The sequence below is a fragment of the Sphingopyxis sp. genome, assembly GCF_016704835.1.
In the GTDB taxonomy this organism is placed as follows: Bacteria; Pseudomonadota; Alphaproteobacteria; order Sphingomonadales; family Sphingomonadaceae; genus Sphingopyxis.
This window is the reverse complement of record NZ_JADIZJ010000001.1, coordinates 129,676-154,093: the sequence shown is the minus strand read 5'-3', so window position 1 is coordinate 154,093 and position 24,418 is coordinate 129,676. Positions and strand designations below refer to the sequence as shown.

Here is a 24,418-nt window from a genome sequence, read left to right as displayed (position 1 = left end):
TTAGTAGTTCGATTTGACGCAAAGCACGTCTGCCAGGAACGCTACCCGGCCAACGGTCTGCATGTGCTCGCGCGCCGAGCCGTTCCAACCGATTGTCCTGCAATAATTGTCGGCGGTCCTCGCAGCGCAATTGGCCGTGACGCGGCCCAGCGGGCAGGCCGGGATGCGATATCCTCTTACGGCAGGTTCGGTGTGGAACTCGGCGAAGGCGCCGGTCGTGACCTGATCGCGTGCCTCTACACCGATAAAACTGCTGCCTCCGCCCGACACGGATGGACGCATCGACTGGATCGTCAGCCCGCTCGAACGCGAAAGCATCACCGGGGTGTTGCGATCATAGTTGCGGCAAGTGCCTTGGAAATTGGGACGCTCGCACAGCTCCCAAGTGCCGCTTTTGACGCGGATCGAATTGACCGGCCATGCGAGGCCGAGGTCGGGTTTCGCTTCGCCCACGAACACAGCGGGGCCGCGGTAGTCGGCATCGCGGTAGATCGTCGCTTCGCCTCCCGGGCGGGCCATCTTGTCGTCTTGTGCCAGCCCGGCATCGGCACTCAGAAGAGCTGCTGCGGCCAGAAGCGGCATTGCAGCCAATGCCGCACGGTTTGCAATCGCGTTCATCTTCGCATTCTCCTTCGTGTGCAGCTTAATCGCGGCAGTAAGCTTCACTCTCGGCGACCATCAGGCAGTTCGATTTGCCGGCGAGGTATTTGAGACCCGTCTGGTCGCCCGTCGATGCCTTGAGCAGTAGCTGCTGGCCGCCGCGTTCAAAGGCGATGCCGCCCTCGGCGTCCGTGCCGATGTAAGTCCCCACGGTGTCGAGATCCGACTGCATGGTGAGCGAATAGCCGCCATTTTTGGTTGGCGTGATTTCGACAAACATGCCTTCAACGCCGATCCACTTTCCGGCCCATTCGGCGTGGTTCATAGTGGCGGCGGGGGCGGCGGTGGCTGGAGGAGCTGAGGCAACGGCCTCATTTGCATCAGCATCGTTCTGCGCAGCCGGGGCGCAAGCGGCGACGAGGCCAGCAAGCGCCAGTGCAGTGGCAATCGGAAAGCGGTTGTTCATCGGTATCTACTCCTTGAAAGATTGCGGGTGGGGGTCGCGAGTTGCAGACTAACGAAGGGCGCCGCAATCATCGGGTGCGGGCGCGCCGCCGAAGCGGTCTTCTATCCATTGCAGTGTGGCAAAAGCGCTCTGGCTGGCGGTGGTGGCGTGATCCTTGCCCGGCAAGTCGATCCATCGCACCTTGAGTCCCCGCAGGCACGCCTTGCGCGCAAAGGTTCGCGTCACCTGGGGCGATACCAGGGGATCTTCGCGGGTTTGTGCCAGCAACAGCGGCACTGAGAAACTCGGGCTCACGGAATTTGCGGCCATGATCCGCGACCACGGCTTGCGCGCGGCGAAATCGTCGTTCTTCAGGTCGCTGCGCAGCGCGATCATTCCGACCAGCGCGCCCAGACGCGGCATCGCAGTCGACGAGATGCAATTGCTCGCCAGCTTGCGGATGATCCCGGGCGTCCGGCGCTTGCCGATATCCAGCGGCGTATCGAAGTATCGCGACCAGCTGTCGGCGGTCAGCGCGGTTAGGTAGGCGCGGGCATTAGGATCGCTTGCCTCGCGGAAATTGGCGGCAAGATCGGTCGGCGGCGCGCCGGCCGCCACACCGATAAGCTCAAGCTCCGGTGCGGTCGAAGCAGTCATCGCCGTCCAAAGTGCGGCGTGACCGCCCTGGCTCTCGCCCCACACGACGTAGCGCCGACCAGCGTTGAGGGCTGGCATGGCGCGTGCGGCGCGGACCGCGTCGATCACCGATTGCCCCGTTGGCTGTCCGATCAGGTAGGGGTGCACACTATCGGTGCCAAGGCCGGGATAATCGGGTGCGACCACGACATAGCCCATCATGACTGCACTGACGGCTGGGGTCGCCTCGAAGAATCGCGGGCCTTGCGAAGGCGCGCATTTGCTGGCGACGCCCCAGGTGCCGTGCGTCCATGCCACGACCCCGCGAGGCGCACGATCGGCGGTATCTGAGGGCGCCATGATCGCCGCGGTCGCTTCCTGACTTGCGACCCCATCGCGCCCGCCGGTCATGTAGCGGATACGCCAGGCCATCATGCCCGCCGGGGCATCCGGCATTGGCTCCTGAGCGAGGATCGCGCCCGGCTCCTGCGCGGCGATGACTGCACCGTGGCTCGGGACAAGGATAGACAGCGCGCCCGCCAAGCAGATCAGCAATCGCATGACAATCTCCCTGCCTAAAGTGTGTCGCCAAGCTCGCGGCGAAAGAACCGCAGCATTTCTGCCATGTATGTTTCGGCTTCGCCCGCTCTTGAGCCGATGGTCACGCCGTGTTCAATGAAGCCGCCTGTAACGACTTGTTTGAGGAAGAAATCGGCCGTCATCTCCGGATCGATCGCGCCTGTGCCCGGGTCCATGAAGTTGCCGTCATCATCCATGTAGACAGTCGGATAGCTGCTGGTGCGTGAGATATCGGGCAGCCTTGTCGGGGGCAGGCCAGCACGGTCGAAGGCATGGCCGGCGCCATCGAGGAGTTTGATCCGCGCCGAGCCGCCATCCTGTGCAAGGGCATGGACGAGATCCTGGCATTGCTGGACGGACACCCAGTCATCGCGGTTGCCGGCCAATATCTCCAGACTGGTGCCGGGCAGCAATCGCGGGCGCCAGAACTGCAAGCCGCACCAAGGGTAGCCCGCGAAGGCAGCGCCGATTGTGTAACCCTTGCCGCCATTGTGCGAGGCAACCTGCGCCATCATGGCGCTGATGACAGCAAAGCCTCCCCGGCTGCTGCCGAGCAGACCGATCCTATTGGGGTCAATCCCGGGGTCGCCGGCAACGGCGTCGATCGCCGAGAAAACGTCATGAACGCTTGCGGCCCAGCTCAGTTGCCCTTGGTCGGCTGCGGTCGAATGGATGCCGCGGCCACGAAAGGGATCGATGACAAAGGTAGCAAAGCCTTCGTCCACCAGCGATCTGGCTTGCTCAAGATGGTGCGGGCCGATGTTGCCGCTGCCGGGGACGACCACGATCAGGGGCCGCTTTGTATTGCCGGGAGGGACGAAGAGCTGCCCCGTCAGTTCAGACACAGCGCCGTGGTCGCCTTTAAACCATTCGCGAAAGTGGTAGGGGTTGCGCGACTTGAACGAAATGATGCGCCCGCGCACGCCGTTGTTCAGCACAATTGACCGGGCGGCGAAATCTTCGGGGTCGGCGGCCTCGATCTGCGGGCTTGACTGCGTGGAAGCAACAGCGGTGCTGGGCGATTCCGCATCGCCGCTCACTATAGCCAAGAATACCGAAAGTGCTGCAAGCGCGCTCATCCTGACACCAAAGACTCCGGCCGGATGATCCTCTCCCAGGTCATTTCCCCGTCCACTGCGCACAATAGCCTTGATCGACCAAGGAATTGTCGGTCAGACGACAGTTGACGCTGAATTATTCCAGCAGCAGGTCACCCGTTGCAATCAAGCCGAGGCGATACAGATCGATCACCTCGACCGTGCGATAACCCACATTGACTACGCCCTGTTCGCCCAGTTTGCCGAGGCACGCATTGATCGTCTGGCGCGACAGGCGCGTGGCATTCGCAAGATCCGTCTGGGAGATTTTCTCCAGCCGCGAAACCTCTCCGGGCGCATCTGAATAGGGCCAGCGTCCCAGCCCGATCATCCGTTCCGCCAGCCGGAGCATCGGCGGCCGATACGAAGTCTCGACGAAATAGTGATATGTTCCCCGCGATACGGCCAGTTCCGGCGCCAGTAGCAGTTTGAACCTCTCCAGATCCCTTTCAAATATCCGCTGCGTCGAAGCTGCATCTAGCCGAGCCACGCGGCATTCGACCAGCGCTCGCACCGAGAAAGCGTAACTCCCGCGATCCAAAGCGGCGAGAAATCCGGTCCAGTCGCCCGGTCGCAGCACGCCGATCAGCAATTCGTCTCCGCACCGGGCGGTGCCGATCACGTGCATCGCGCCAGAAAGCAGGCAGATCAGCCCCGAGAAGGGCTCACCCTGACGAATGATTTCGGCGTCTTGGTCAAGCCGGTGCGAACTTGCACTGGCCATGATTTCGGACTGAACATCGCACGGCAAATTCCGCGACCACGAACTGGTGAGCAGGGACTGGTGCCAAGTCTGTTTCACGTCTGCACTTCGGCGGCCTTGGGATTGCTATCGGAGAGTTATCGCACAAAATCTTGGATTGTCACCACAGCTTTGCGATGCGTACTGGTTTTCCTTCACTGGTCCATCCGAATAAACGCTGTCGACGTGGAAGAAGATTTTCCCTCCTGCATCAGATTGGATCCACCATTGCTTGACGTTATGATCGGTCACCGTACCCAAAATTCTCGACTTGTCTGAAAAACAGACCTGCTCGAGGCTCTGGATAGGCTAAGCATCGACTTTCTCATAAAGAGTCACCACACAAGCGCCGCCAAGACCCAGATTATGCTGGAGGCCATGGCGCACACCGTTGACCTGACGCGCCTCGGCGCTTCCGCGCAGCTGGTGAGTGAGCTCGTAGCATTGGGCGAGTCCCGTTGCGCCAAGCGGATGTCCTTTTGACAACAGGCCGCCCGATGGATTGGTAACTACCCGTCCGCCATAGGTATTGTCGCCATCGGCGATGAAGCGCGATGCCTCTCCTTCGCCGCACAGCCCAAGACCTTCGTAGGTAATAAGCTCATTATGCGCGAAACAATCGTGCAACTCGACAACCCCAATATCCCGCGGCCATAAACCCGCAGCTTCATAAACAGCCTGGGAGGCCCGTTTGGTCATGTCGGCACCGACGAGTTCGATCATACTGTTTGACAAGAACGTGGACGGAGTATCGCTCACCATTGCCTGTGCCGCAATCTTGACCTTGGCGCTTATACCATGGCGTAACGCGAGACCCAAAGAGCTGCCACGCCGCCGCAGGTGGGGGGGCAAGCCATTGGTCGCGTCATCACGCCGGGCCATATCATCTGCGCGCCAAGCACTTCTTCCTCTGTTATTTCATTGCAAAAAACCGACAAAGGGTTTTTTGCGGTATGGCGGCTCGACTTGGCACGGATTATTGCAAAATCATTGATCGTTGTGCCGTATTTTTCCATATGCTCTCGACCTGCTCCGCCAAAATAGCGCAACGCAAGTGGCAGATCGACATCAACCAAATCGTCGCAAGCTTTATCAAAATCGGCGAATGGGCTAAGGCCGCCCACTTCCAGTTCCATCAGGCGCTGCGCGGCAAAGCTGATCATGTCGCGCAGAAAATCACCATCGGCGCTCTTCCCAACCAGCGCATTCAAGTCCATCTGATCATTGGTCATCGGTGTTCTCCGTAAGTTGAGTTTTGCAACACAAGCTTACCGAAGTTCGCCGATGACCACCCGCGAAACTGACCGGACACTACAGCGCTTTTTCGATTAGCGCGTGTCCGGTCAGCTTCGCTACCGGCAGAAGCTACACCACCGCTCGGGACACGACCTCTCAAAGCATTCCGGCGGATCGCCACACGCTACGAAAAAACAGATCAGAGCTACCGCGCCATGATCAACCTTGCCGCCATCAAAATCGCCCTACGCTAAATGTCCACAGACCTTAGCTCGACTAAGTGGTGAGCTCGCTAACTCACATTAGGCAAGAATTTGATCTCGCCATTCTGTTTCAAGATCGCTGAGGCAGCGTCCGAAGGAACACGAGTGGTGTTATATATCTGTTATAACAGCTTCCCCGTTGACTGTGGCAAGGTCTCGATCAAACTGAAAGGAAAGCAGAAAACTTCTGGTCGCAGAGAGGAACCGCCAGTTACCGGCCAGTCAAGATAGGGCTGGCAAGCATCACTCAGTTAGACCTTCTCGTAAAGCGTGACGACACACGCTCCGCCTAGGCCGAGATTGTGCTGAAGTGCATGGCGTACGCCATCGACTTGCCGTGCGTCAGCGGTGCCGCGCAGTTGGTGAATCAGTTCATAGCATTGGGCAAGGCCGGTCGCGCCCAGTGGATGTCCTTTGGACAAAAGTCCACCTGACGGGTTTGTGACCACCCGCCCGCCATAGCTGTTGTCGCCATCGGCGATGAACTTCTGTGCCCCGCCTACAGGGCAAAGGCCAAGCCCCTCGTAGGTTATGAGCTCATTTTGAGCGAAGCAATCATGGAGCTCAACAACGCGGATGTCTTCTGGGCCGATGCCGGCCACTTCATAGACTTGCTTTGCCGCGCGTCCCGTCATGTCGTAACCGACAACTTGCATCATGTCGCTGGTATCAAAGGTGGAGGACTGATCCGATACCATGGCTTGTGCGGCGATGCGAACGCCGGGCGCGAGGCCATTGCGCCTTGCGAACTCGGGTGAAACGAGAATCGCGGCCGCCGCACCGCAAGTTGGCGGGCAGGCCATTGGGCGCGTCATGACGCCGGGCCAGATCAGTTGCTCACCAAGTACATCCTCTTCGCTCATCTCCTTGCGAAAGACTGATAGCGGATTGTTCACAGCATGACGGCTCGCTTTGGCGCGGATCTTCGCAAAATCGCGCATGGTCGTGCCATATTTCTGCATGTGCGAACGGCCCGCTCCACCAAAATATTTGAGCGCCAGAGGCAGTTCCACATCGACGAGCGCATTGGTCGCGGTGTCAAAGTCAATAAAGGGGCTGGGCCGGTCGGTAAAGATCGCACCCAATGCGCCCGGCGTCATCTGTTCGAAACCAACAGCGATCGCACACTCCACAGCGCCGCTTGCAATTGCCTGCCGCGCAAGAAAAAGCGCTGTCGAGCCGGTCGAGCAATTGTTGTTGACGTTAAAAACGGGAATCCCGGTCAGTCCGACCTGATATACGACACGCTGGCCACAGCAGCTATCGCCATAAACATAGCCGGCATAAGCCTGTTCGACATCGGCATAATCGATGCCACTGTCGGTGAGAGCAAGGCGGATCGCTTGCGGCCCCATTTCGTCATAGGTCGCACCGGCGCCCGGTTTGGTGAAGGGAACCATGCCGACGCCGGCGACAAGGACTTCGCGTTCAGAATTCGCCATTTTTGCTTCTTTCTGTAAATTCGCTGCTCTCGGAGGCTTATCGGGCGCTCATCAGTGCTTGGTCCAGTTCAAAATGGTTCAGAACTATTCTCACACGGAATAATGTCCGCACACGCGCAGCGGCATTTCGTCCACGGACTTCTGTGTAGTTCATCATTTGGCGACAACTTTCGCCTCCCTAGGGTCAGGACCCATTGATTTGAGATAGCGATTGTGAGTCAGGCGACCGCAAGGAGCCTGAATGTGAGTGATCTATTCTGGCTGACGGACGAGCAGATGGCGCGTCTTCAGCCCTATTTCCCGAAGAGCCATGGCCGACAGCGGGTTGATGACCGTCGCGTTCTGAGCGGTATCATTTTCGTCAACCGAAATGGGCTCAGTTGGCGCGATGCGCCGAGAGAATATGGCCCGGCAAAGACGCTCTACAACCGCTGGAAGCGGTGGAGCGACAAGAGCATCTTCGTTCGGATGATGGAAGGTCTGGCCGCACCCCAGGCTCCCGACCGCAAGACGATCATGATCGATGCCACCTATCTCAAAGCGCACCGCACGGCGTCCAGCCTACGGGTAAAAAAGGGGGTCCGGGACGTCTGATCGGTCGCACAAAGGGCGGCATGAACACCAAACTGCATGCTGTGACCGATGCGAACGGTCGTCCGATCAGCTTCTTCATGACCGCTGGCCAGGTCAGCGACTACACTGGCGCGGCAGATTTGCTCGACAGTCTGCCCAAAGCGCAATGGATGCTGGCCGACCGCGGCTATGATGCCGACTGGTTCCGCGATGCTTTGCAGGAAAAGGGCATCACCCCCTGCATCCCCGGACGCAAATCCCGGAATAAGGCCATCAAATACGATAAGCGCCGCTACAAAAGCCGGGGCCGCATGAGATCATGTTCGGCCGCCTCAAGGGCTGGCGCCGCGTCGCAACGAGCTATGACAGGTGCTCCAAGGCCTTCTTCTCCGCCGTCGCCCTCGCCGCAACCGTCATGTTCTGGCTGTGATCAATGAGTCCTGACCCTAATTTGTCAGCGCCGAATGCATCTGCGTACAAAAACGCTTCCAAAATCTACTGGCGCTTAAGTACGCGGAACGACGCCCGACGTTACATACTCACTACAGCCTCGTTGCTTCCGCATCATATCGGTGATTCGCCCCATGTGGCGGCGAGCAATGTAATCAGGTTGTCAACGATTGGCTTGGATTGTTGAACGCGCAGTGTCGCGCAACTGACCGACATCGGCTCGAACAGGTCGATGTCAAGTGTCGTGAAGTGACGCTTGAACCGCTCAGAACGATGGTATCCTCCGCCGACGACCCCGATCCTGTCGCTGTTACGCACTATGCTGGTGACTAGAGGGAAGTGATCAATTACGCTGATCATTTCTGCCGGGCTGTGCTCGGTGTCGACATAAAGCCGGTCGTAGACCCCTGAATATGATATAAAATGTTCCGGCGCCAAAATCCGGAATTGTTTCAGGTCCTGCTCATATACGTTCTTCATAACAGCAAGGGGGTGGCCATTCCGCACGAACATGAAGGCCTTGAGAACTCCGATATCGGCCCGTTCCAATTGTGTATCGTATTCGAAGATTTCGGTAGGACCGACCACGACGTCGAAATCGCCACGCTTGAGAAACCGCAGGGCTCGCTCAGAAGTCAAGGCCGAAAGGTGAAGGCTTAGATCTGGGAAATCCTTCACCAGTTCGGCTAGCGCCTTGCTGAGGAACGGTGCGATAGCAGGTGGGCATACCCCGATGCGCAGCAGCCGTCGCTCGCCGCGACGCTGCTTGCGGACATCGGCTACAAGCAGGTCGATCTCAGTTATGATTCTGCTGGCCCGGTCAATAAAGTCGCGGCCCTCCGGTGTTGCGGTGGCGCCGCGCGCGTTTCGCTCGAACAGTGGGTGCCCCACTTCGTCCTCTACCCCGGCCACGTTCTTCGTTATGGCCGACTGCGTCACGTTGAGAGCTTCTGCTGCGCGCGAAAAGGAACCTTCCCGATCCACTGCAACAACGTGTCGAAGGCGAACGAAATTGATCATGTGCCATCACTAGTAGGAATAGTGTGGCAATCAACGAAAAAAGTTCAATGAGCGGTATAGGGTGTCAACTTATCGTGGCTGACATCAGATGCTGATTGCGATGAGTTTAACGATGGCAAGATAGTCGGCGGGATTCGTGTTCTTCCCGCAACGGGACATTTAATCAGGTAACCCACCAGTTCTCGATCCCATTTATGGGTTCACATCTTAGGTGTTTGATCCCACGGTTTAATGGTGCGATCCTTTCGTTAGAATGGAAGGCAGCAGTATGGGACAGGTCCGTCACGGGAGCGCCACGACCACGCACGCCGTCCGAGCAGCAATACAGCGATCGCAAGCTTCGCTCGCGACGCTGAGCCGAGAGTTGGGGATCAACCCCAAGACAGTGGCGAAGTGGCGCAAGCGGGCGACGGTCGAGGATTTGAAGACCGGGCCGAACGCCCTTCACTCCACAACCCTGACCGAAGCCGAAGAGGCGGCGGTCGTTGCGTTCCGGCGTCACACGCTGCTACCGCTGGATGACTGTCTCTATGCGCTGCAACCGTCGATTCCGCATCTGACGTGGTCGGCGCTGCATCGATGTCTTCAGCGGCATGGCATATCCAGCTTGCCGGATATCGAGGGAGGCAAGCCGAAGCGCCAGCGCTTCAAGCGCTATCCCATCGGCTCTTTCACATCGATATTGCCGAGGTGCAGACCGCCGAAGGCAAGCTCCATGTTCGTTGGCATTGATCGCACGAGTAAGTTTGCGGTCACCCGGCTGGTCGACAAGGCTGACAGGCAGACGGCCTGGGAGTTCCTCGAGCACCTGCTCGAAGCCGTACCCTATCGCATCCACACTATCCTGACCGACAATGGCATTCAGTTCGCCGAGCAGCCCCGCAACCGGAACACCGCCTGGTCGCGCCAGATGCGCTTCGACATGATCTGCGGGGCAAACGACATCGAGCACCGGCTCACCAAACCGAACCATCCGTGGACCAACGGGCAGGTCGAGCGGATGAACCGCACCATCAAGGAAGCCACCGTCAAACGCTTCCACTACGAAAGCCACGACCAGTTACGGGTACACCTCGCCGACTTCATCGCAACCTACAACTTTGCACGCCGGCTCAAGACACTCAGCGGCCTCACTCCCTACGAATATATCTGCAAATGCTGGACTTCAGAACCAGATCGATTCATCGTCAATCCGATCCACCAAATGCCGGGACTAAACGCCTAATGCCCTTTGAAGATGGGCTTGCGCTTTGCAAGAAAGGCCCGCGCGCCTTCTACCATGTCCTGGGTGGCCATCAGTCGAGGCTGTATCTCCGCTTCGAGCTCAACCTGTTCGCGCAACGATAACATTGTTGCCGCGTCTACGATCTGACGGACCCGCGAATAGGCTTGCGTGGGTCCATCGGCGAGTTGCCGCGCAATCGACCAAGTTTCTTCCATAAGGCTTTCGCCGGGCACCACTTTCCAGATTAGCCCTACATCCGCTGCTTCTTCGGCGCTAATCGGGGTTCCTAGATAGGCAGCGCGAATGGTTCTGGACCGGCCAATCGAACGCGCGAATTGCCAAACTGTGGCGAGATCGGGAATCATCCCGAGCTTGGGGGTGAACGTCAGCACAAACTTGGCAGCAGGCGCGGCGATGACAAGATCACAGGCAAGCGCCAGCCCGACGCCGCCCCCGCCAGCGGGACCATTGACGGCGGCGATAGTCGGTACCCGGAGCTTGGCAAGCTTTTCCATTAAGGGGGTGCCGCAACTGTCCATGATCTCTTTCGTCGCCGAGTGTCGCTTGGCAGGATCATCAGCAAGGAAAAAGTCGCTTTGGATCGATGCGCCCGAGCAGAAAGCGCTGCCAGCACCCGTCAAGATCAGGGCGCGAATTTCGGGCTCTGAATCAATCCGGTCCATTGCCTCGATCAGCAGCTCGAATCCGCGCCTGTTCATAGCGTTTAGCATGTCTGGCGCATTGAGCGTGAGGCAGGCAACGCCATCGTGCTGGGTGAACAAAACCGGGTCTTCAGACATGTTAGCATCACTCCACTTCTGGCAGGCTTTGCCCGACCACGCTGTCGGGAAATCTGACCCGATTCGATAGTCTACATGCAGAAATTATACCGCAGGGTTCAAGCGCAATTCCGGCAACAGCCATTCCATATAGGCATACAAGAGCATCAAATTGAACTGGTAGAGTATCACGTTCGCGATTAGCCTTCCCTGCAAATCAAGGCGAAAATCGCCAGATTACAGGAGATACTTCGTCTTGGAATGCTGTTGGGAACGTCGTGTCGGCGATTGCGCTACTTCAGCGGTGGCTTTGTCATCACTACTTTTGAAATGTATTAAGGTAACAGGCAGATGATTGATAAATCTTGGATCGGCTACGAGATCGGTCATTCGACGATCGAGATCGAACGAGGTCGGTTGCTCGCTTTCGCCCGAGCGATCGGCGAGGTCGATCCGGTATATACTGATGTCGGTGCAGCACAGGCGGCCGGTTATGCCGATCTGCCCGTGCCGCCAACCTTTCTGTTTGCTGCGGAAATGGACAGCGATACCACAGGCGCGATGCTCGACGCGATGGGGATCCCGCTCGCCCGCCTGCTGCATGGTGAGCAGGGCTTTATTTATCAGAGACCTGTCTGCGCGGGGGAAACAATCACCGTTACCTCACGCGTGACTGACGTTTACGATAAGAAGGGCGGAGCGCTCGAATTCGTCGAAAAGGTTTCCGAAGCGCGCAACGCGGCCGGCGAACTGGTCGCTGAGCTTCGCGCCGTGCTCGTGGTGCGCAACTGAAACTCCGGTATTGGGAACCTAAGTCATGACAATAAAAAACCTTGCCGAGGTCGTCGTTGGGCTAAATCTGCCTGAACTTGTTCTGCCGCCAATCAACCGCACCACATTGGCGCTGTTCGGTCCGGCATCGGGCGATCTCAACCCGATCCACATAGATCTCGATTTTGCTCGCAAAGCCGGGATGCCTGACGTTTTCGCTCACGGCATGCTGGGCATGGCTTGGATGGGCCGTGCGCTCACTAGTTGGGCACCTCAACATCGCCTCCGCAAGTTCGATGTGAGGTTCAGCGGGATCACCCACCTCGGCAATCGCATTACCGTCAGTGGCAAGGTCGCCGAAATCCTCGATTTCGACGGCGAGCGCTGTGCGCGCATCGAGCTGTTCAGTGCGAATCAGCACGGCCAATTGAAGATCGCCGGCGAAGCGTTGGTCGCTCTCGACTAAACAAACACTTGAATTGAAGGAATTGGGAATGTCGCGGAAAGTAGAAGGCAAAGTCGCTATTGTTACAGGCTCGGGACGTGGGATCGGGCGTTCAATCGCCCTCAAGCTCGCCAGCGAAGGCGCACGTCTAGTCATCAACGACCTCGACGAAGCTCCTGCCCTGGAAACCATCGAAGAAATTCGAGCTTTGGGTGGCGAAGCCGTTGTATGCGCCGGGAGCGTGGGCGCTCCTGACTTTGCCGAGCGGCTGATCAGCACCGCGACCGAGCAATTCAAGGGACTCGACATTATCGTCAACAACGCCGGCTATACTTGGGATTCGGTCATCCAGAAAATGACCGACGAACAATGGTACGCCATGATCGACGTGCATCTTACCGCGCCATTCCGCATCCTGCGTGCCGCCCAACCGGTGATCCGGAATTTGGCTAAGTTAGACGCCGAGGCCGACATTCGCAATGTTCGCAAGATCGTCAACATCTCGTCGGTCGCCGGTCTGTTCGGCAACGCGGGGCAGACAAATTATTCGACCGCAAAGGCCGGGATTACCGGTCTTACCAAGACGCTCGCAAAAGAGTGGGGGCGAATGAACACAACGGTCAACTGCGTTGCCTATGGTTCAATCAAAACCCGGCTGACGGAGGCCGCGGCTGGCGAGGGTGCAACCGCCAATATCGAAGGGCGGGAAATTAAAATCGGGGTCAATCCGGATCTTATGGCGATGATGGAACATACGATCCCGCTTGGCAGGAGCGGTACACCCGACGAGGCGGCCGGCGCGGTATACCTGTTCTGCATTCCCGAAAGCGATTACGTTAGCGGAGAGGTTCTGATGTGTTCGGGTGGCTTGACAGGGATCTGAGGCATGACGCCCCCCCCCTAGATGGATCGTTTCACGCATTGCTCGAATTTCCCAAAGCCGGGCACCATCCACAAGACCGTACGCGCGCCAACGTTGCTCCTTGCTTGTCATAAATGGAACTGGCCTATGAACTTCACCCAACCGCTTCATCGCGCACTCCAGCAACACCCCGACCGCGTTGCGACGATTTTCGGGGAAAGACGAAGGAGTTTCCGGCAACATGCTGATCGAATTGCCCGTCTCGCGGGCGCTCTTCAGGCGCTAGGGATGAAAACAGGTGACCGGATCGCGATGCTTGGCCTCAATTCCGATCGCTTCTGGGAATATGTTGTCGCAGTGCCGTGGGGTGGAGGGGTGATCAATCCCTGCAACCTGCGCTGGAGCGCAGTGGAAATTCGCTATTCTCTCACGGATTCCGGTTCACAGATCCTGATAGTCGATGACAATTTCAAGCACCTAGCTGCCGAATTGAGCGGTGACGACAGCCCAGTTAAGGTCCTCATCCACGCCGGGGATGGTCCGGCACCTGAGGGGATGTTATCTTTCGAAAGGTTGATTGCTGATACCGATCCGGTGTCTGATGCAGGGCGGATGGGGAACGACCTGTTTGGTATATTCTACACCGGGGGCACCACCGGCGCGCCCAAGGGCGTGATGCTCAGCCATCTCAATTTTATGGTATCGGCTCTGGCCTCCACGACTGAGGATATGTTCACACGCCCCGGCAACTGTCTGCACGTGGCGCCCATGTTCCATCTGGCAGACCTGTCGCTTGGGTGTTCACATTGGATACTTGGCAATACCCATTGTGTCATCCCTGCGTTCTCGCCGGAGGCAGTGATCGACGCGATTGAGAACGAGCGGGTAACCGAAATGGTACTGGTTCCGACGATGGTACAGATGCTAGTTGATCACCCAGCGATGCATGAGGGGCGCGACCTCTCAAGCCTCAAGCATATTATTTATGGCGGCTCTGCTATTGCCGAGGCGGTAATCGAACGTGCACTCGCCGCCATTCCCTCAACGCGTTTCGTACAGGCGTACGGGATGACGGAGCTGTCGCCGCTCGCCACTATTCTCCCGGCCTTCTATCACACAGTCGAAGGCCGCAAGCTTGGCAAAATGGGTGCAACTGGGCGGGCTGGAGCTTGTGTCGAAATACGGATCGTCGATCCGGATGGGCATATGCTTCCCAGTGGGGAAAAGGGCGAGATCATCGTGCGTGGGCCAAACGTGATGCTGGGTTATTGGAACAAGCCCGAACAAACCGCTGAGGTCATTCGGGAAGGGTGGATGCACACTGGCGATGCGGGCTATCTCGACGACGAGGGGTTCCTCTATGTGGTTGATCGCATCAAGGACATGATCGTATCGGGCGGCGAGAACGTCTATTCGGCTGAAGTCGAAAATGCACTTGCGCAGCACCCGGCAGTCCAATCCTCTGCGGTGATCGGCATTCCGAGCGCGAAGTGGGGCGAGAGCGTCCATGCTTTCGTGATTTTCAAACCCAACGTTACTGCCACCGGGGAAGATCTGTTTGCGCACTGCAAGCAGCTGATTGCAGGATATAAATGTCCGCGCTCATTCGACTTTGTCATCGAGTTACCGCTCTCCGGCCCGGGCAAGGTTCTGAAAACCGAACTGCGCAAGAAATACTGGGAAGGCCGCGACCGGCTGGTTTCTTGATTACTCCAAAGATTAGAAAGTACCTCATCCATGCTCGATACGGCTGACCGGCCCCTCTACGATACGGAACTCGACATCTTTCGCGATCAAGTCCGCAGACTCCTTGCCCGAGATATTGTCCCGCACCTCGACTCATTTGAAGACGAAGGTATCGTTCCTCGTTCAATCTGGCGCACCTTCGGAGATGCCGGGATGCTTTGCCCTTCCGTGCCCGAGCAATATGGCGGCATGGGCCTCGACTTTCGCTACAATGCAGTTGTTAATGAAGAGATTTCTTATGCCGCGAGCAATCTTACGTTTCCGCTTCAGTCCGACATCATCGCCGAATATCTAACGAGCTACGGCACCGAGGAACAGAAGCAGGCCTGGCTACCGCAAATGGCGCGCGGGGAAGCGATCGCTGCGATCGCAATGACCGAACCTGGTACGGGTTCTGACCTCCAAAGCATTCGCACAAGCGCTCGGCGCGAGGGCGACCATTATGTTCTGCGAGGGCAGAAAACCTTCATTAGCCACGGACAGCATTGCGACTTCGTCATCGTCGCGGCGAGCACGAATTCCGAAGGCGGTGCCAAGGGCATATCGCTTCTGATTGTCGAGGCAACCCGTGAAGGTTTCAAGCGCGGCCGCAACCTCGACAAGATCGGACAAAAGTCGTCAGACACCTCCGAGCTCTTTTTCGAGGATGTTCGCGTCCCGATTACGAACCTGCTCGGGGAGGAAAATCGCGGCTTTGCCTGTCTGATGAGCCAGCTTCCCCAAGAGCGACTTTCGGTTTCGATCGGCGTTCAAGCAAATGCCCAGCGGGCATTCGACATCACGGTCGATTATGTAAAGCAGCGTAAGGCGTTCGGAAAGACTGTTTTTGATTTGCAGAATACCCGCTTCGCCTTGGCGGATCTGAGGACGAAACTGCAGGTCGGATGGGCGCATATCGACTGGGCGCTCTCTCGCCATCTACAGGGCAAGCTGACATCAGCAGAAGCGTCCGCTGCCAAGCTTTGGCATACCGAGACGCAATGGGAGGTGATGGACGCCTGCCTCCAGTTGCACGGAGGTCATGGCTATATGAACGAAATGCCCATCGCGCGCATGTGGCGCGATGCCCGCGTCACCCGCATCTATGGCGGGACGTCGGAGATCATGCGCGAAATCATTGGTCGCTCAATCTAGGATAGCCACATGGACACCCAACGCTATAAATCCATAAATATCTATCGCCGTGGTCGCATTCTCTATCTGACCATTGCGCGGCCCGAAGTATTAAATGCAGTCGATGCTGCATTGCATACCGAACTCGCGCACGTCTTTACAGATGCGAATGCCGACCCGGATTCAGACGTGATCGTTCTTACTGGAGCAGGCAGGGCCTTCTGTGCGGGCGGAGACATCGACTGGATGCAGGATGCGATCGACAACCCCGAGAGTTTCGAGACGACTATGGTAGAAGCCAAAAGTATCATCTTTTCGATCCTCGATTGCGATAAGCCGATCATTGCCAAGGTCAATGGTCCCGCGGTTGGTCTTGGTGCAACGCTCGCACTATTCTGCGATATCATTTTTGCGGCCGAAACTAGCTATCTGTCTGACCCCCATGTATCGATCGGTATGGTAGCGGGCGATGGCGGCGCGGTTATCTGGCCGCAGTTGATCGGCTATGCCCGTGCGAAGGAGTATCTGCTGACGGGCAAAAGGGTGCCGGCGCCCAAGGCTGCTGAAATGGGCCTTATCAACTACAGCGTCCCGGCGGAATCGCTCGATGCCCTAGTGGACGAATTCGCGGATGAACTGGTTGCGGGATCGACCAAGGCTATCCGGTGGAGCAAAGTTACCATCAACATCGGTCTCAAGCAGTTCGCACACGCCATGATGGATGTCGGGCTTGCCTACGAAGCGCTCACAAATATCGGTGCCGATCATCAACAGCGAGTGCGCGAATATCGAGATAAATCTCTAGTTAAGCGCTAATAGCAGAGATTTTGACATGATATATTTCTGGAATCAATTGGAAATTGGGAAATGTTACAAGCAAGCTTGGTTGGAAAAACTGCACTGGTGACAGGTGGCGGCAGCGGCATAGGCGCGAAAATAGTTGAAGTTCTGGTTGATGCTGGCGCGTATGTTGCGATTAACGATGTTACCAAAGATGCGTTGGCAGAGACGCTTGCCCGTGTAGGACCAAAAGGCCTTGCGGTGCCAGGCGATGTCAGCCGAACTAGCGATGTTGACGATATTGTGGCTCAGGTAGAGAGCTGGCGCGGCATAGACATTCTCGTAAATAATGCGGGCATCGCAGGTGAAGTGGCTCCCGTTGTCCGACAGGACATCGACGCATGGCAGCGTGTAATCGACGTCAACCAGCGCGGAACCTACCTTATGTGTCGAGCCGTTGCACCACATATGATTTCCCGACGGGCGGGCGCAATCGTCAACATCGCATCGATTGTGGGCGTCCGCGGGTTTCCTGCATCGCATGCTTATGGCGTGTCGAAGGCAGCAGTTATCATGCTGACTCAAACTTTCGCGACAGAGCTCGCCCGGTACTCCGTTCGCGTGAATGCCGTCGCACCTGGCGTAATTGACGCGCCGATGCTGGATCATATGACAGACGGCACGGGAGTGCGGAGCAAGATCACAGCGCGCGTCCCACTGGGGCGCCTGGGCGCTGAGAAGGATGTCGCAAACGCGGTGATCTTTCTCGCAAGCGAGAACGCCGCTTATGTCACAGGCGCAACCCTTCCTGTAGATGGAGGCTGGCTAGCCTTTGGAGGATGGGGGGAAGCCCATGTCGCTCCCAAGCATCCGACATGATATCCGTGACTGAATGTAAGACTAGCGAAGTGCATTGGGGCAACTGACATGACCCCCTGGTTTCCACCAGCCGGGATTAGAGCCCAGCCGCTTCTGACCTGCACCCCGATGCTGGACCACTTGGCTGGCGGCCTTCCAGCGTGCGTGCATCAGGGCGGGCCATGTACCGCTGATGCCAACATGAGCGATATCGGCGGTTTGTTGCCGATCGCGCTGTGCGGTCGTACTTCGTTGTAGTCTCTACGCCAAGCCTCGCATTTTCGGACCGCGTCATCCAGGCTCATGAACCAATGCTGGTTCAGACATTCCGCCCGGAACTTGCCGTTGAAGGACTCGATAAACGCATTGTCCGTTGGCTTGCCAGGCCGCGAGAAGTCGAGCGTCACTCCTTTCATGTAGGCCCACAGATCCAGCTCGCGGGAGATAAACTCGCTGCCCTGATCAACCCGGATCGAGGCTGGATAGCCGACCTCGGCACAGACCCGTTCCAGTACTTCCACCACATCCGGAGCGCGGAAGCGGAACCGCGGAACCACCGCCGGCGAGTAGCGGCTGAACGTATCCACGACCGTCAGAACACGCAGCTTCGGACCGGTCGCCAACTGGTCATGGACGAAGTCCATGGCCCATACATCATTGACGCGGGAGGCCGCACAGCGGCCTTCCCTCAGCTTTGCCTTTACCCGTCGCTTCGGCGCCTTCTTGCGCAGTTGCAGACCCATCTCCCTGTAAAGCCGGTAAACTCGCTTGCCGTTGATCGCCCAGCCTTCGCGCTGCAGTAGGACATGGATACGGCGATAGCCGTACCGTACCCGCGTCTCCGCGATCTCCTTGATCCGTTGCTTGAGGTCGGCCTGATCGGTGCCCTTGCCACGATAGTGGTAGCTGGATCGTTCCGCCCGGAGCACGCTGCAGGCTCGCCGTATGCTGACCTGCCATGTGCTGCGAACATTATCGACCAGCTCGCGCCACCGATCAGGCCTCAGAGCTTTCGCGAGACGACATCCTGCAACATCGCCTTGTCCAGACTGAGATCCGCAACCAGCCGTTTGAGCTTGGCGTTCTCGTCCTCGAGCTGGCGCAGACGCTTCATCTCCGACGGCATCAGCCCAGCGTATTTCTTGCGCCAGTTGTAGTACGTCGCCTCGCTGATCCCGGCCTTGCGACACACCTCGCCGACCGACGTCCCATCGTCCGCCTGCTTGAGCACGAAAGCAATCTGCGCCTCCGAAAACTTCGATCTCTTCATCAAACCCTCCGTATTCTGGCCCTCCGATCATAACTGGAATTTTCCAGCTCGAAACGGTCCAGAATTCCGGGTGCAGGTCACTTCGTTGCGCATGAGCGCGGTTGAAGCAGGCCATTGCTGATCCAGTTCGGCGGCGAACCCCGCCGGGGTTGCGTAGCCAAGGGATGAGTGCGGTCTCTCCCGGTTGTAATCATCCACCCAGACAGCGATCTCGACCCTGGCATGGGCGAGGCTGAAGCGCCCCGGGATTGCCGGAGGCCCTAACTCCTGAGAGGAAGGGTCTGCGATGAGTAAGACAACAAACAAATTTGCACCTGAGGTCCGCGCACGTGCGGTACGGATGGTCCTGGATCACGAAGGCGATCATCCGTCACGGTGGGTAGCCATCGTGTCGATCGCAGCGAAGATCGGCTGCGTTCCGCAGACGCTTCATGAGTGGGTGAAGAAGGTCGAGGTCAATAGCGGCAAGCGCGCCGGTGTGCCGACCGAGATGGCTGACCGGCTCAAGTCCCTTGAGCGCGAGAACCGCGAGTTGCGCCAGGCCAACGAGATCTTGCGCAAGGCATCAGCATATTTTGCCCAGGCGGAGCTCGACCGCCCGTTCAGGAGATGACTGCCTTCATTGACGAGCATCGTGAGGTTTATGGGGTCGAGCCGATCTGCCGGGTTCTGCCGATCGCCCCATCCACCTACCACGAGCGTGTCGCTCAGCGACAAGATCCAGGAAGGCTATCAGATCGTGCCCGGCGCGATCGCGATCTGAAGCCCGAGGTGCTGCGCGTCTTTGCCAAGAACTTCGGCGTTTACGGGGTGCGCAAGGTCTGGCGACAGATGAACCGCGATCGCTGTATTGCTGCTCGGACGGCGTGCGTGGTCGTGGCGCTCCCGTGACGGACCTGTCCCATACTGCTGCCTTCCATTCTAACGAAAGGATCGCACCATTAAACCGTGGGATCAAACACCTAGCATATCATTCCATTCAGGCATGGCCAGCGATAATAATGAACTTGGACAATGGCGGCGGCTGCCCCAGTCTTTCTTTTTTAGTCTGGGAGAGAGTGCATGACGGGATCGTTGGCTGGATTGCGAATCATCGAGATCGCCAGTATCGGGCCAGGACCGTTTTGCGGCATGATGCTTGCCGATCACGGAGCGGAGGTGATCCGCATCGAACGGCCCGGCGACGGACTAGCCGTCGCGCCCGCGGTTACCGCCGACATATTGGCGCGCTCCCGCCGGTCGATGAAGATCGACCTGAAATCTCCCGAAGGCATCTCAATCGTTCAGGGTCTGTGCCGCGACGCCGATGGTCTTATCGAGGGGTTTCGTCCAGGTGTGATGGAGCGCTTGGGCCTTGGTCCGGATGTCCTGCTGAAGGAGAATCCGCGCCTGGTCTTCGGCCGGATGACCGGTTGGGGGCAAGAGGGCCCTTATGCGCAGGCGGCTGGACACGATATCAACTATATCGCGCTTGCGGGCAACCTTCACACTTATGGCCGCGCCGACCAGAAGCCAACGCCACCCGCCAATGTGGTGGGCGATTTCGGGGGCGGGGGCATGATGCTCGCTTTTGGCATGGTAAGCGCGATCCTGCATGCCCGGGCAAGCGGCAAAGGGCAGGTGATCGATTGCGCGATGGTTGATGGCGCTGCCGTCCTCGCAAGCATGACGTGGTCGCTCTATGGAGCGGGACGCTGGCGTGACGAACGCGGCGCAAACCTGGTCGATACAGGTGCGCCGTTCTACGACACCTACGAAACCGCCGACGGCAAGTTCATTGCGATCGGCCCGGTAGAGCCGCAATTCTACCATGAATTGCTTCAACTGACTGGTGCTTCGCAATTGCCCGCCAATCATTTCGACGCAAAGGAATGGCCGGCGATGCAAATTGGCCTAGAAAAATTGTTCCAGACCAGAACCCGCGACGAGTGGTGTACGCTTCTTGAAGGCACCGATGCCTGTTTTGCTCCTGTATTGTCGCTGGCCGAGGCGCCGCTGCACCCGCACAATCGAGCCCGTGAAACCTTCCTAACAGTCGATGGCAAAGTCCAGCCAGCACCGGCGCCGCGCTTTAGTGTAACCGGGACGGCAGCACCTAGAATGTCATGTAAGGCAGGAGAAGATACCGAAGCCATACTCATCGCAATGGGTTATCAGTCCGAGCGGATCGCAAATCTAAAAGCCGCCGGAATTATCGGGAGCTAAAAGTCTCTGGCACCAACGCACCCATCCCGCGCAACTACACATGGACCATCCTCAAAAATTCGGCGTTCTTTTCGCCGAATGGCACATTCGACCGGGAGCTTGCCGAATATGTGATGACGCTCATCGGTACGATCATTTATGTTCGCCAAAGGATGATGATCTTCCCTCGATTTGACGGACACCGATGATAGGCTCCGCGGAGCCAGGAGGTGTATGATGACGAGTACGACAAAGCGTCGGTTCACGGATGAGTTTAAGCGCGAGGCAGTAGCGCTGTGGGAGACCAGCGGTCGCATGCAGACCGAAGTGGCAGCTGAGCTCGGGATTATGCCAACAATGCTGCGCCGTTGGCAGCGCAAGTTGCAGGATAGCAACGACATGCTCGTAAGCCCGGCGGCGAAGCCGCCAGTATCGGCGATCGGGTCGCCAGCGGATCAAGCGTCCGAGATCGCGCGTTTGCGGCGCGAGTTGTGCCGAATGTTCTGACGACGGACAATCGATGCAGCGCCGACCGCGTCAGATGCGGAATCGACGGTTGCAGCGCATAGAGACAGTCATCCAGCGGTAGCAGCATGTGACGCCGGAACGCAACGACCGCCGCCTCTTCGGCTTCGGTCAGGGTTGTGGAGTGAAGGGCCTTCGGCCCGGTCTTCAAATCCTCGACCGTCGCCCGTTTGCGCCACTTCGCCACTGTCTTGGGGTTGATCCCCAACTCTCGGCTCAGCGTCGCGAGCGAAGCTTGCGATCGCTGTATTGCTGCTCGGACGGTGTGCGTGGTCGTGGCGCTCCCGTGACGTACCTGTCCCATACTGCTGCCTTCCATTCTAACGAAAGGATCGCACCTTAAACCGTGGGATCAAACACCTAAATGCTGACGGGGAACAGATTGATGACCGGAGGCGGACTATTGCCGTTACACTTCGCCGCCACCAAGCCCGGATTGACGCGCTATAGCGCGATCAATCCCAGGCGTTATGGAGATTATGTCAATTTATTTTGAGCTTCAATTCCAGCCCTAAGGTCCGTCCGCGCGACAAGGGGGGAGGCTGTTCCCCTAGTGGGACCGGGCCCAACATCGCGGGAAGCTGTGTGTCACTACCATGCTGGACATCATTGGTCAGGTTCTTGCCGAATATTGTTATCACAACATTGCCGGTCGGCGCTGCAAGCGAAAGGCTGGCGTCAATCCGATCGGCGGGATTCAAAAAGCCGAGATTATTGTCGGTAAATGCAACTCTGTCCCGGTGCGAATAATTTACTCGCGCTGACAATTGGCCAAGACTGGTATCCTGCTCGACGGTCAGTCCGACATTTGCGGTCAGAGTTGCGAGACGCGGAATTTTCAGGTCGGCATCGGCGGCATTGATTGCGCCATCGCCGTTGAGATCGAAAGTAACATTCTGGTATTCGCCCTTTAAATAGCCGAGCGAGCCTTCTAGGAATACACCGCTTGTGATTTCGGTCTGGCCATCGATCTCAAACCCAAACACGGTCGCATCGGCAGTATTTCTGATGACCTGAACGGTGCCAGCGAATGGATCGGTGAGGTTAACCTCACGCTGCATATTATTGATCAGGTTATAGAAGATTGCTACATTCAAGCGCGAACGGCGCATGGGTTCGGTTTTGACCCCAAGCTCAAAGGAATCGACACGTTCGTCCTCAAACGGTCCCGGTCCGAAATTGATGGTATCGATCGCTGTGTTTCGCAAATTGAATCCGCCGGCGCGATAGGCGCGCGCCCAATGCACATAGGCCCGCGCATTGTCATTAAATTCATAAGCAGCGCCGATCTTTGGTGACCAGTTCGAGGCTGCGACCGAACCGGTAAAATCTATCGGACAAGTATTTTGTATGACATTGCAGGGGCGTCTAATATTCCGGACAAGCGAAGCAATTCTGACCTGCTTCTTATCATTCGAGTATCGAACACCTGCGTTGATCGAAAACTTTTCGGTCAAATCAAAATCGGCCTGCGCAAACACGCCCAAAGTCCTTGAATCTTGCACACCGCCGCCGTGCTGCGTCAGCGCACCCCCAACAGATCGCGCGCTTCGGCATACTCAAGTTTCTGCGAAAAATAATAGATACCAGTCGTTATGTCGATCATCTCACCAAAACGGCCAGCATATCGCAGCTCGTTTGAGATCTGATCTTGAGCTATTCCGGCGTCGGTATGGAACAGAAATGCTGGCGTCGAGTCAACATCAATGCGTGCATTCTGGCGAAATTCCCGCCACCCAAATACGTTGGTGATCACGCCGTCCCCGAAGCCGACGTCCAGATTTAACGTCGCGCTAAGCTGGTTCCATTTGGATGTCGTGAAGCCTCGTTCATCAATCGAAAAATCAAAACTTTCGCGGTCGAAATTAACTATTCGTCCAGCGAGCCCGGACCCGCCCGTATGACTTTGCATTGCCGGGCCCTGGCCATCGGACTCACCATGCTCGAACTTCAAGGTGAAGTCACCGGCGCCATCGGGCGCGAACTTGATCGCACTCCTTATGATTGCGGTGTCTGATTTGCCAAATGTTTCGCTACCACCGGTTGGCAGAAAGTTTTTGAACCAGCCGTCATCCTTGTTGTAGTATATCGCAAGCTTCGCCGATAATACGTCCTTTACCAACGGACCCGTCACCGTTCCCATGGCGTAATAGTTGCCACCGGTTCCGCGCAAACCGGATTCTGCAATAAACTTTGCCGATGCCTCGAACTCGTTTTTGGGATCGCTGGTCTTGAGCAAGACTGCGCCGCCGGTCACATTCCGACCGAACAATATCCCCTGAGGGCCACGCAACACCTCGACGCCGCCGAGATCGAACGTGTCGAACACGACCCCGGCATTGATACCGAGATAGACGCCATCGACAAACACGCCAACGGCGGGCTCGATTGAGGGAATGGACGAATTGACGCCCAGACCGCGAACCGCAAAGTTAGCTACACCCTTGACCGTTCCAACATCGTCCAGCGATACGTTGGGCATTTTAAAGCTCAGACTTGAGACGTCGCGGACCTGAAGCGCGTCTAGCTGTTCGGCGCCGTATGCGGTAATTGCGATCACCGCATCCTGCACATTCTCTCCATTGGCTTTTTGGTTGCGGTAACGATAATTTCATTTTCAAATGCCGCCGAAATCGAGCCGCGCTGTGCCTGTGTGTCTTGGGCAAACGCCGTGCCCGGCAACAGGAACCCAGCGGTCGTCGTCAGCAATAGATATCGTGACATGATTTATCTCTCCCCCAACATTTTTTTCTATCCTGCATCGCATCAGATTTTTC

Annotated in this window: 21 protein-coding genes, 8 pseudogenes and 1 other annotated feature; of the genes and pseudogenes, 14 read left to right on the top strand and 15 right to left on the bottom strand. The window is 57.4% G+C overall.

Annotation, left to right across the window (positions count from 1 at the left end; translation table 11 throughout):
• The 7 genes and pseudogenes from IPF76_RS00820 to IPF76_RS00790 all read right to left on the bottom strand — a co-directional run.
• The gene (locus IPF76_RS00820) at positions 1-618 is read right to left on the bottom strand and encodes a beta/gamma crystallin-related protein (RefSeq protein WP_293838340.1); all 618 of its coding nucleotides are present in this window, start codon (positions 616-618) and stop codon (positions 1-3) included.
• 25 nt (positions 619-643) lie between these two features.
• Positions 644-1,066 (bottom strand): hypothetical protein, encoded by a 423-nt coding sequence (locus IPF76_RS00815; protein WP_293838337.1) that lies wholly within the window; start codon positions 1,064-1,066, stop codon positions 644-646.
• Positions 1,067-1,114: 48 nt separating this feature from the next.
• Entirely contained in the window at positions 1,115-2,242 is a 1,128-nt protein-coding gene (locus tag IPF76_RS00810) for an alpha/beta fold hydrolase (RefSeq protein WP_293838334.1), read from the bottom strand.
• 14 nt (positions 2,243-2,256) lie between these two features.
• Complete coding sequence (locus IPF76_RS00805) at positions 2,257-3,339, bottom strand: dienelactone hydrolase family protein (RefSeq protein WP_293838331.1); 1,083 nt, start codon at positions 3,337-3,339, stop codon at positions 2,257-2,259.
• Positions 3,340-3,454: 115 nt separating this feature from the next.
• Positions 3,455-4,081 carry a Crp/Fnr family transcriptional regulator gene (locus IPF76_RS00800; RefSeq protein WP_293838328.1) on the bottom strand — a complete coding sequence of 209 codons (627 nt, stop codon included), beginning with the start codon at positions 4,079-4,081 and terminating at the stop codon, positions 3,455-3,457.
• A 327-nt stretch (positions 4,082-4,408) separates the two neighbouring features.
• On the bottom strand, positions 4,409-4,822 hold the full coding sequence (locus tag IPF76_RS00795; RefSeq protein ID WP_293838325.1) for a hypothetical protein: 414 nt from the start codon (positions 4,820-4,822) through the stop codon (positions 4,409-4,411).
• A 365-nt stretch (positions 4,823-5,187) separates the two neighbouring features.
• Positions 5,188-5,331, bottom strand: a pseudogene (locus IPF76_RS00790) (IS256 family transposase); the annotation flags it as partial.
• A gap of 159 nt (positions 5,332-5,490) precedes the next feature.
• Here IPF76_RS00790 and IPF76_RS00785 point away from each other — a divergent pair.
• Positions 5,491-5,589, top strand: a pseudogene (locus IPF76_RS00785) (IS5/IS1182 family transposase); the annotation flags it as partial.
• A gap of 260 nt (positions 5,590-5,849) precedes the next feature.
• Here IPF76_RS00785 and IPF76_RS00780 read toward each other — a convergent pair.
• A complete protein-coding gene (locus tag IPF76_RS00780; RefSeq protein WP_293838322.1) occupies positions 5,850-7,040 on the bottom strand; it encodes a lipid-transfer protein in 1,191 nt (396 codons plus the stop codon).
• Between the two features lie 243 nt (positions 7,041-7,283).
• Between IPF76_RS00780 and IPF76_RS00775 the strand changes: the two are divergent.
• Positions 7,284-8,043 (top strand): annotated as a pseudogene (locus IPF76_RS00775) (IS5 family transposase).
• A 134-nt stretch (positions 8,044-8,177) separates the two neighbouring features.
• Here IPF76_RS00775 and IPF76_RS00770 read toward each other — a convergent pair.
• Entirely contained in the window at positions 8,178-9,083 is a 906-nt protein-coding gene (locus tag IPF76_RS00770; protein WP_293838319.1) for a LysR family transcriptional regulator, read from the bottom strand.
• A gap of 268 nt (positions 9,084-9,351) precedes the next feature.
• On the opposite strand from IPF76_RS00770, the gene IPF76_RS00765 reads away from it, so the two are divergent.
• Positions 9,352-10,308: an IS481 family transposase gene (locus IPF76_RS00765; protein ID WP_293838316.1), complete on the top strand. Its 957-nt coding sequence runs from the start codon at positions 9,352-9,354 to the stop codon at positions 10,306-10,308.
• Here IPF76_RS00765 and IPF76_RS00760 read toward each other — a convergent pair.
• Positions 10,305-11,108, bottom strand: a complete 804-nt coding sequence (locus IPF76_RS00760) for an enoyl-CoA hydratase-related protein (protein ID WP_293838313.1) — start codon at positions 11,106-11,108, stop codon at positions 10,305-10,307. The two genes, IPF76_RS00765 and IPF76_RS00760, sit on opposite strands and share 4 nt — an antisense overlap.
• 330 nt (positions 11,109-11,438) lie before the next feature.
• Here IPF76_RS00760 and IPF76_RS00755 point away from each other — a divergent pair, with 330 nt between their 5' ends.
• The 7 genes from IPF76_RS00755 to IPF76_RS00725 all read left to right on the top strand — a co-directional run bounded on the left by IPF76_RS00755 (position 11,439) and on the right by IPF76_RS00725 (position 17,683).
• Positions 11,439-11,879, top strand: coding sequence for a MaoC family dehydratase N-terminal domain-containing protein (locus tag IPF76_RS00755; RefSeq protein ID WP_293838310.1), 441 nt, complete (start codon positions 11,439-11,441; stop codon positions 11,877-11,879).
• Positions 11,880-11,904: 25 nt separating this feature from the next.
• Positions 11,905-12,324: a MaoC/PaaZ C-terminal domain-containing protein gene (locus IPF76_RS00750; protein ID WP_293838307.1), complete on the top strand. Its 420-nt coding sequence runs from the start codon at positions 11,905-11,907 to the stop codon at positions 12,322-12,324.
• A gap of 28 nt (positions 12,325-12,352) precedes the next feature.
• Complete coding sequence (locus IPF76_RS00745) at positions 12,353-13,186, top strand: SDR family oxidoreductase (protein ID WP_293838304.1); 834 nt, start codon at positions 12,353-12,355, stop codon at positions 13,184-13,186.
• Positions 13,187-13,312: 126 nt separating this feature from the next.
• Positions 13,313-14,872 (top strand): long-chain fatty acid--CoA ligase, encoded by a 1,560-nt coding sequence (locus IPF76_RS00740; protein ID WP_293838301.1) that lies wholly within the window; start codon positions 13,313-13,315, stop codon positions 14,870-14,872.
• Between the two features lie 30 nt (positions 14,873-14,902).
• Positions 14,903-16,045, top strand: a complete 1,143-nt coding sequence (locus IPF76_RS00735; RefSeq protein WP_293838298.1) for an acyl-CoA dehydrogenase family protein — start codon at positions 14,903-14,905, stop codon at positions 16,043-16,045.
• 9 nt (positions 16,046-16,054) lie between these two features.
• Positions 16,055-16,840, top strand: coding sequence for an enoyl-CoA hydratase/isomerase family protein (locus tag IPF76_RS00730; protein WP_293838295.1), 786 nt, complete (start codon positions 16,055-16,057; stop codon positions 16,838-16,840).
• Positions 16,841-16,891: 51 nt separating this feature from the next.
• Positions 16,892-17,683 carry an SDR family NAD(P)-dependent oxidoreductase gene (locus IPF76_RS00725; protein WP_293838292.1) on the top strand — a complete coding sequence of 264 codons (792 nt, stop codon included), beginning with the start codon at positions 16,892-16,894 and terminating at the stop codon, positions 17,681-17,683.
• Between the two features lie 149 nt (positions 17,684-17,832).
• On the opposite strand, the gene IPF76_RS00720 is transcribed toward IPF76_RS00725, so the two are convergent.
• Both IPF76_RS00720 and IPF76_RS00715 read right to left on the bottom strand, forming a co-directional pair.
• A protein-coding gene (locus IPF76_RS00720) for an IS3 family transposase (RefSeq protein ID WP_293838289.1) occupies positions 17,833-18,932 on the bottom strand; the annotation gives its coding sequence in 2 pieces (ribosomal slippage) (positions 17,833-18,677 and positions 18,677-18,932; 1,101 coding nt in all).
• 27 nt (positions 18,933-18,959) lie between these two features.
• Positions 18,960-19,166, bottom strand: a pseudogene (locus IPF76_RS00715) (integrase core domain-containing protein); the annotation flags it as partial.
• A gap of 52 nt (positions 19,167-19,218) precedes the next feature.
• On the opposite strand from IPF76_RS00715, the pseudogene IPF76_RS00710 reads away from it, so the two are divergent.
• The 4 genes and pseudogenes from IPF76_RS00710 to IPF76_RS00695 all read left to right on the top strand — a co-directional run.
• Positions 19,219-19,775, top strand: a pseudogene (locus IPF76_RS00710) (transposase); the annotation flags it as partial.
• Positions 19,500-19,616 (top strand) — a sequence feature (AL1L pseudoknot). Its footprint overlaps the pseudogene before it by 117 nt.
• Before the next feature lie 219 nt (positions 19,776-19,994).
• Positions 19,995-21,137 (top strand): CaiB/BaiF CoA-transferase family protein, encoded by a 1,143-nt coding sequence (locus tag IPF76_RS00705; RefSeq protein WP_293838286.1) that lies wholly within the window; start codon positions 19,995-19,997, stop codon positions 21,135-21,137.
• Positions 21,138-21,154: 17 nt separating this feature from the next.
• Positions 21,155-21,297, top strand: a pseudogene (locus tag IPF76_RS00700) (conjugal transfer protein TraH); the annotation flags it as partial.
• A 56-nt stretch (positions 21,298-21,353) separates the two neighbouring features.
• Positions 21,354-21,614, top strand: a pseudogene (locus tag IPF76_RS00695) (transposase); the annotation flags it as partial.
• 19 nt (positions 21,615-21,633) lie between these two features.
• On the opposite strand, the pseudogene IPF76_RS00690 reads toward IPF76_RS00695, so the two are convergent.
• The 3 genes and pseudogenes from IPF76_RS00690 to IPF76_RS00680 form a co-directional block, all read right to left on the bottom strand.
• Positions 21,634-21,945: pseudogene (locus IPF76_RS00690) on the bottom strand (IS481 family transposase); the annotation flags it as partial.
• A 178-nt stretch (positions 21,946-22,123) separates the two neighbouring features.
• Positions 22,124-23,122, bottom strand: coding sequence for a TonB-dependent receptor (locus IPF76_RS00685; RefSeq protein WP_293838283.1), 999 nt, complete (start codon positions 23,120-23,122; stop codon positions 22,124-22,126).
• Positions 23,123-23,163: 41 nt separating this feature from the next.
• On the bottom strand, positions 23,164-24,213 hold the full coding sequence (locus IPF76_RS00680) for a TonB-dependent receptor plug domain-containing protein (RefSeq protein WP_293838280.1): 1,050 nt from the start codon (positions 24,211-24,213) through the stop codon (positions 23,164-23,166).
• Between the last annotated feature and the right edge of the window lie 205 nt (positions 24,214-24,418).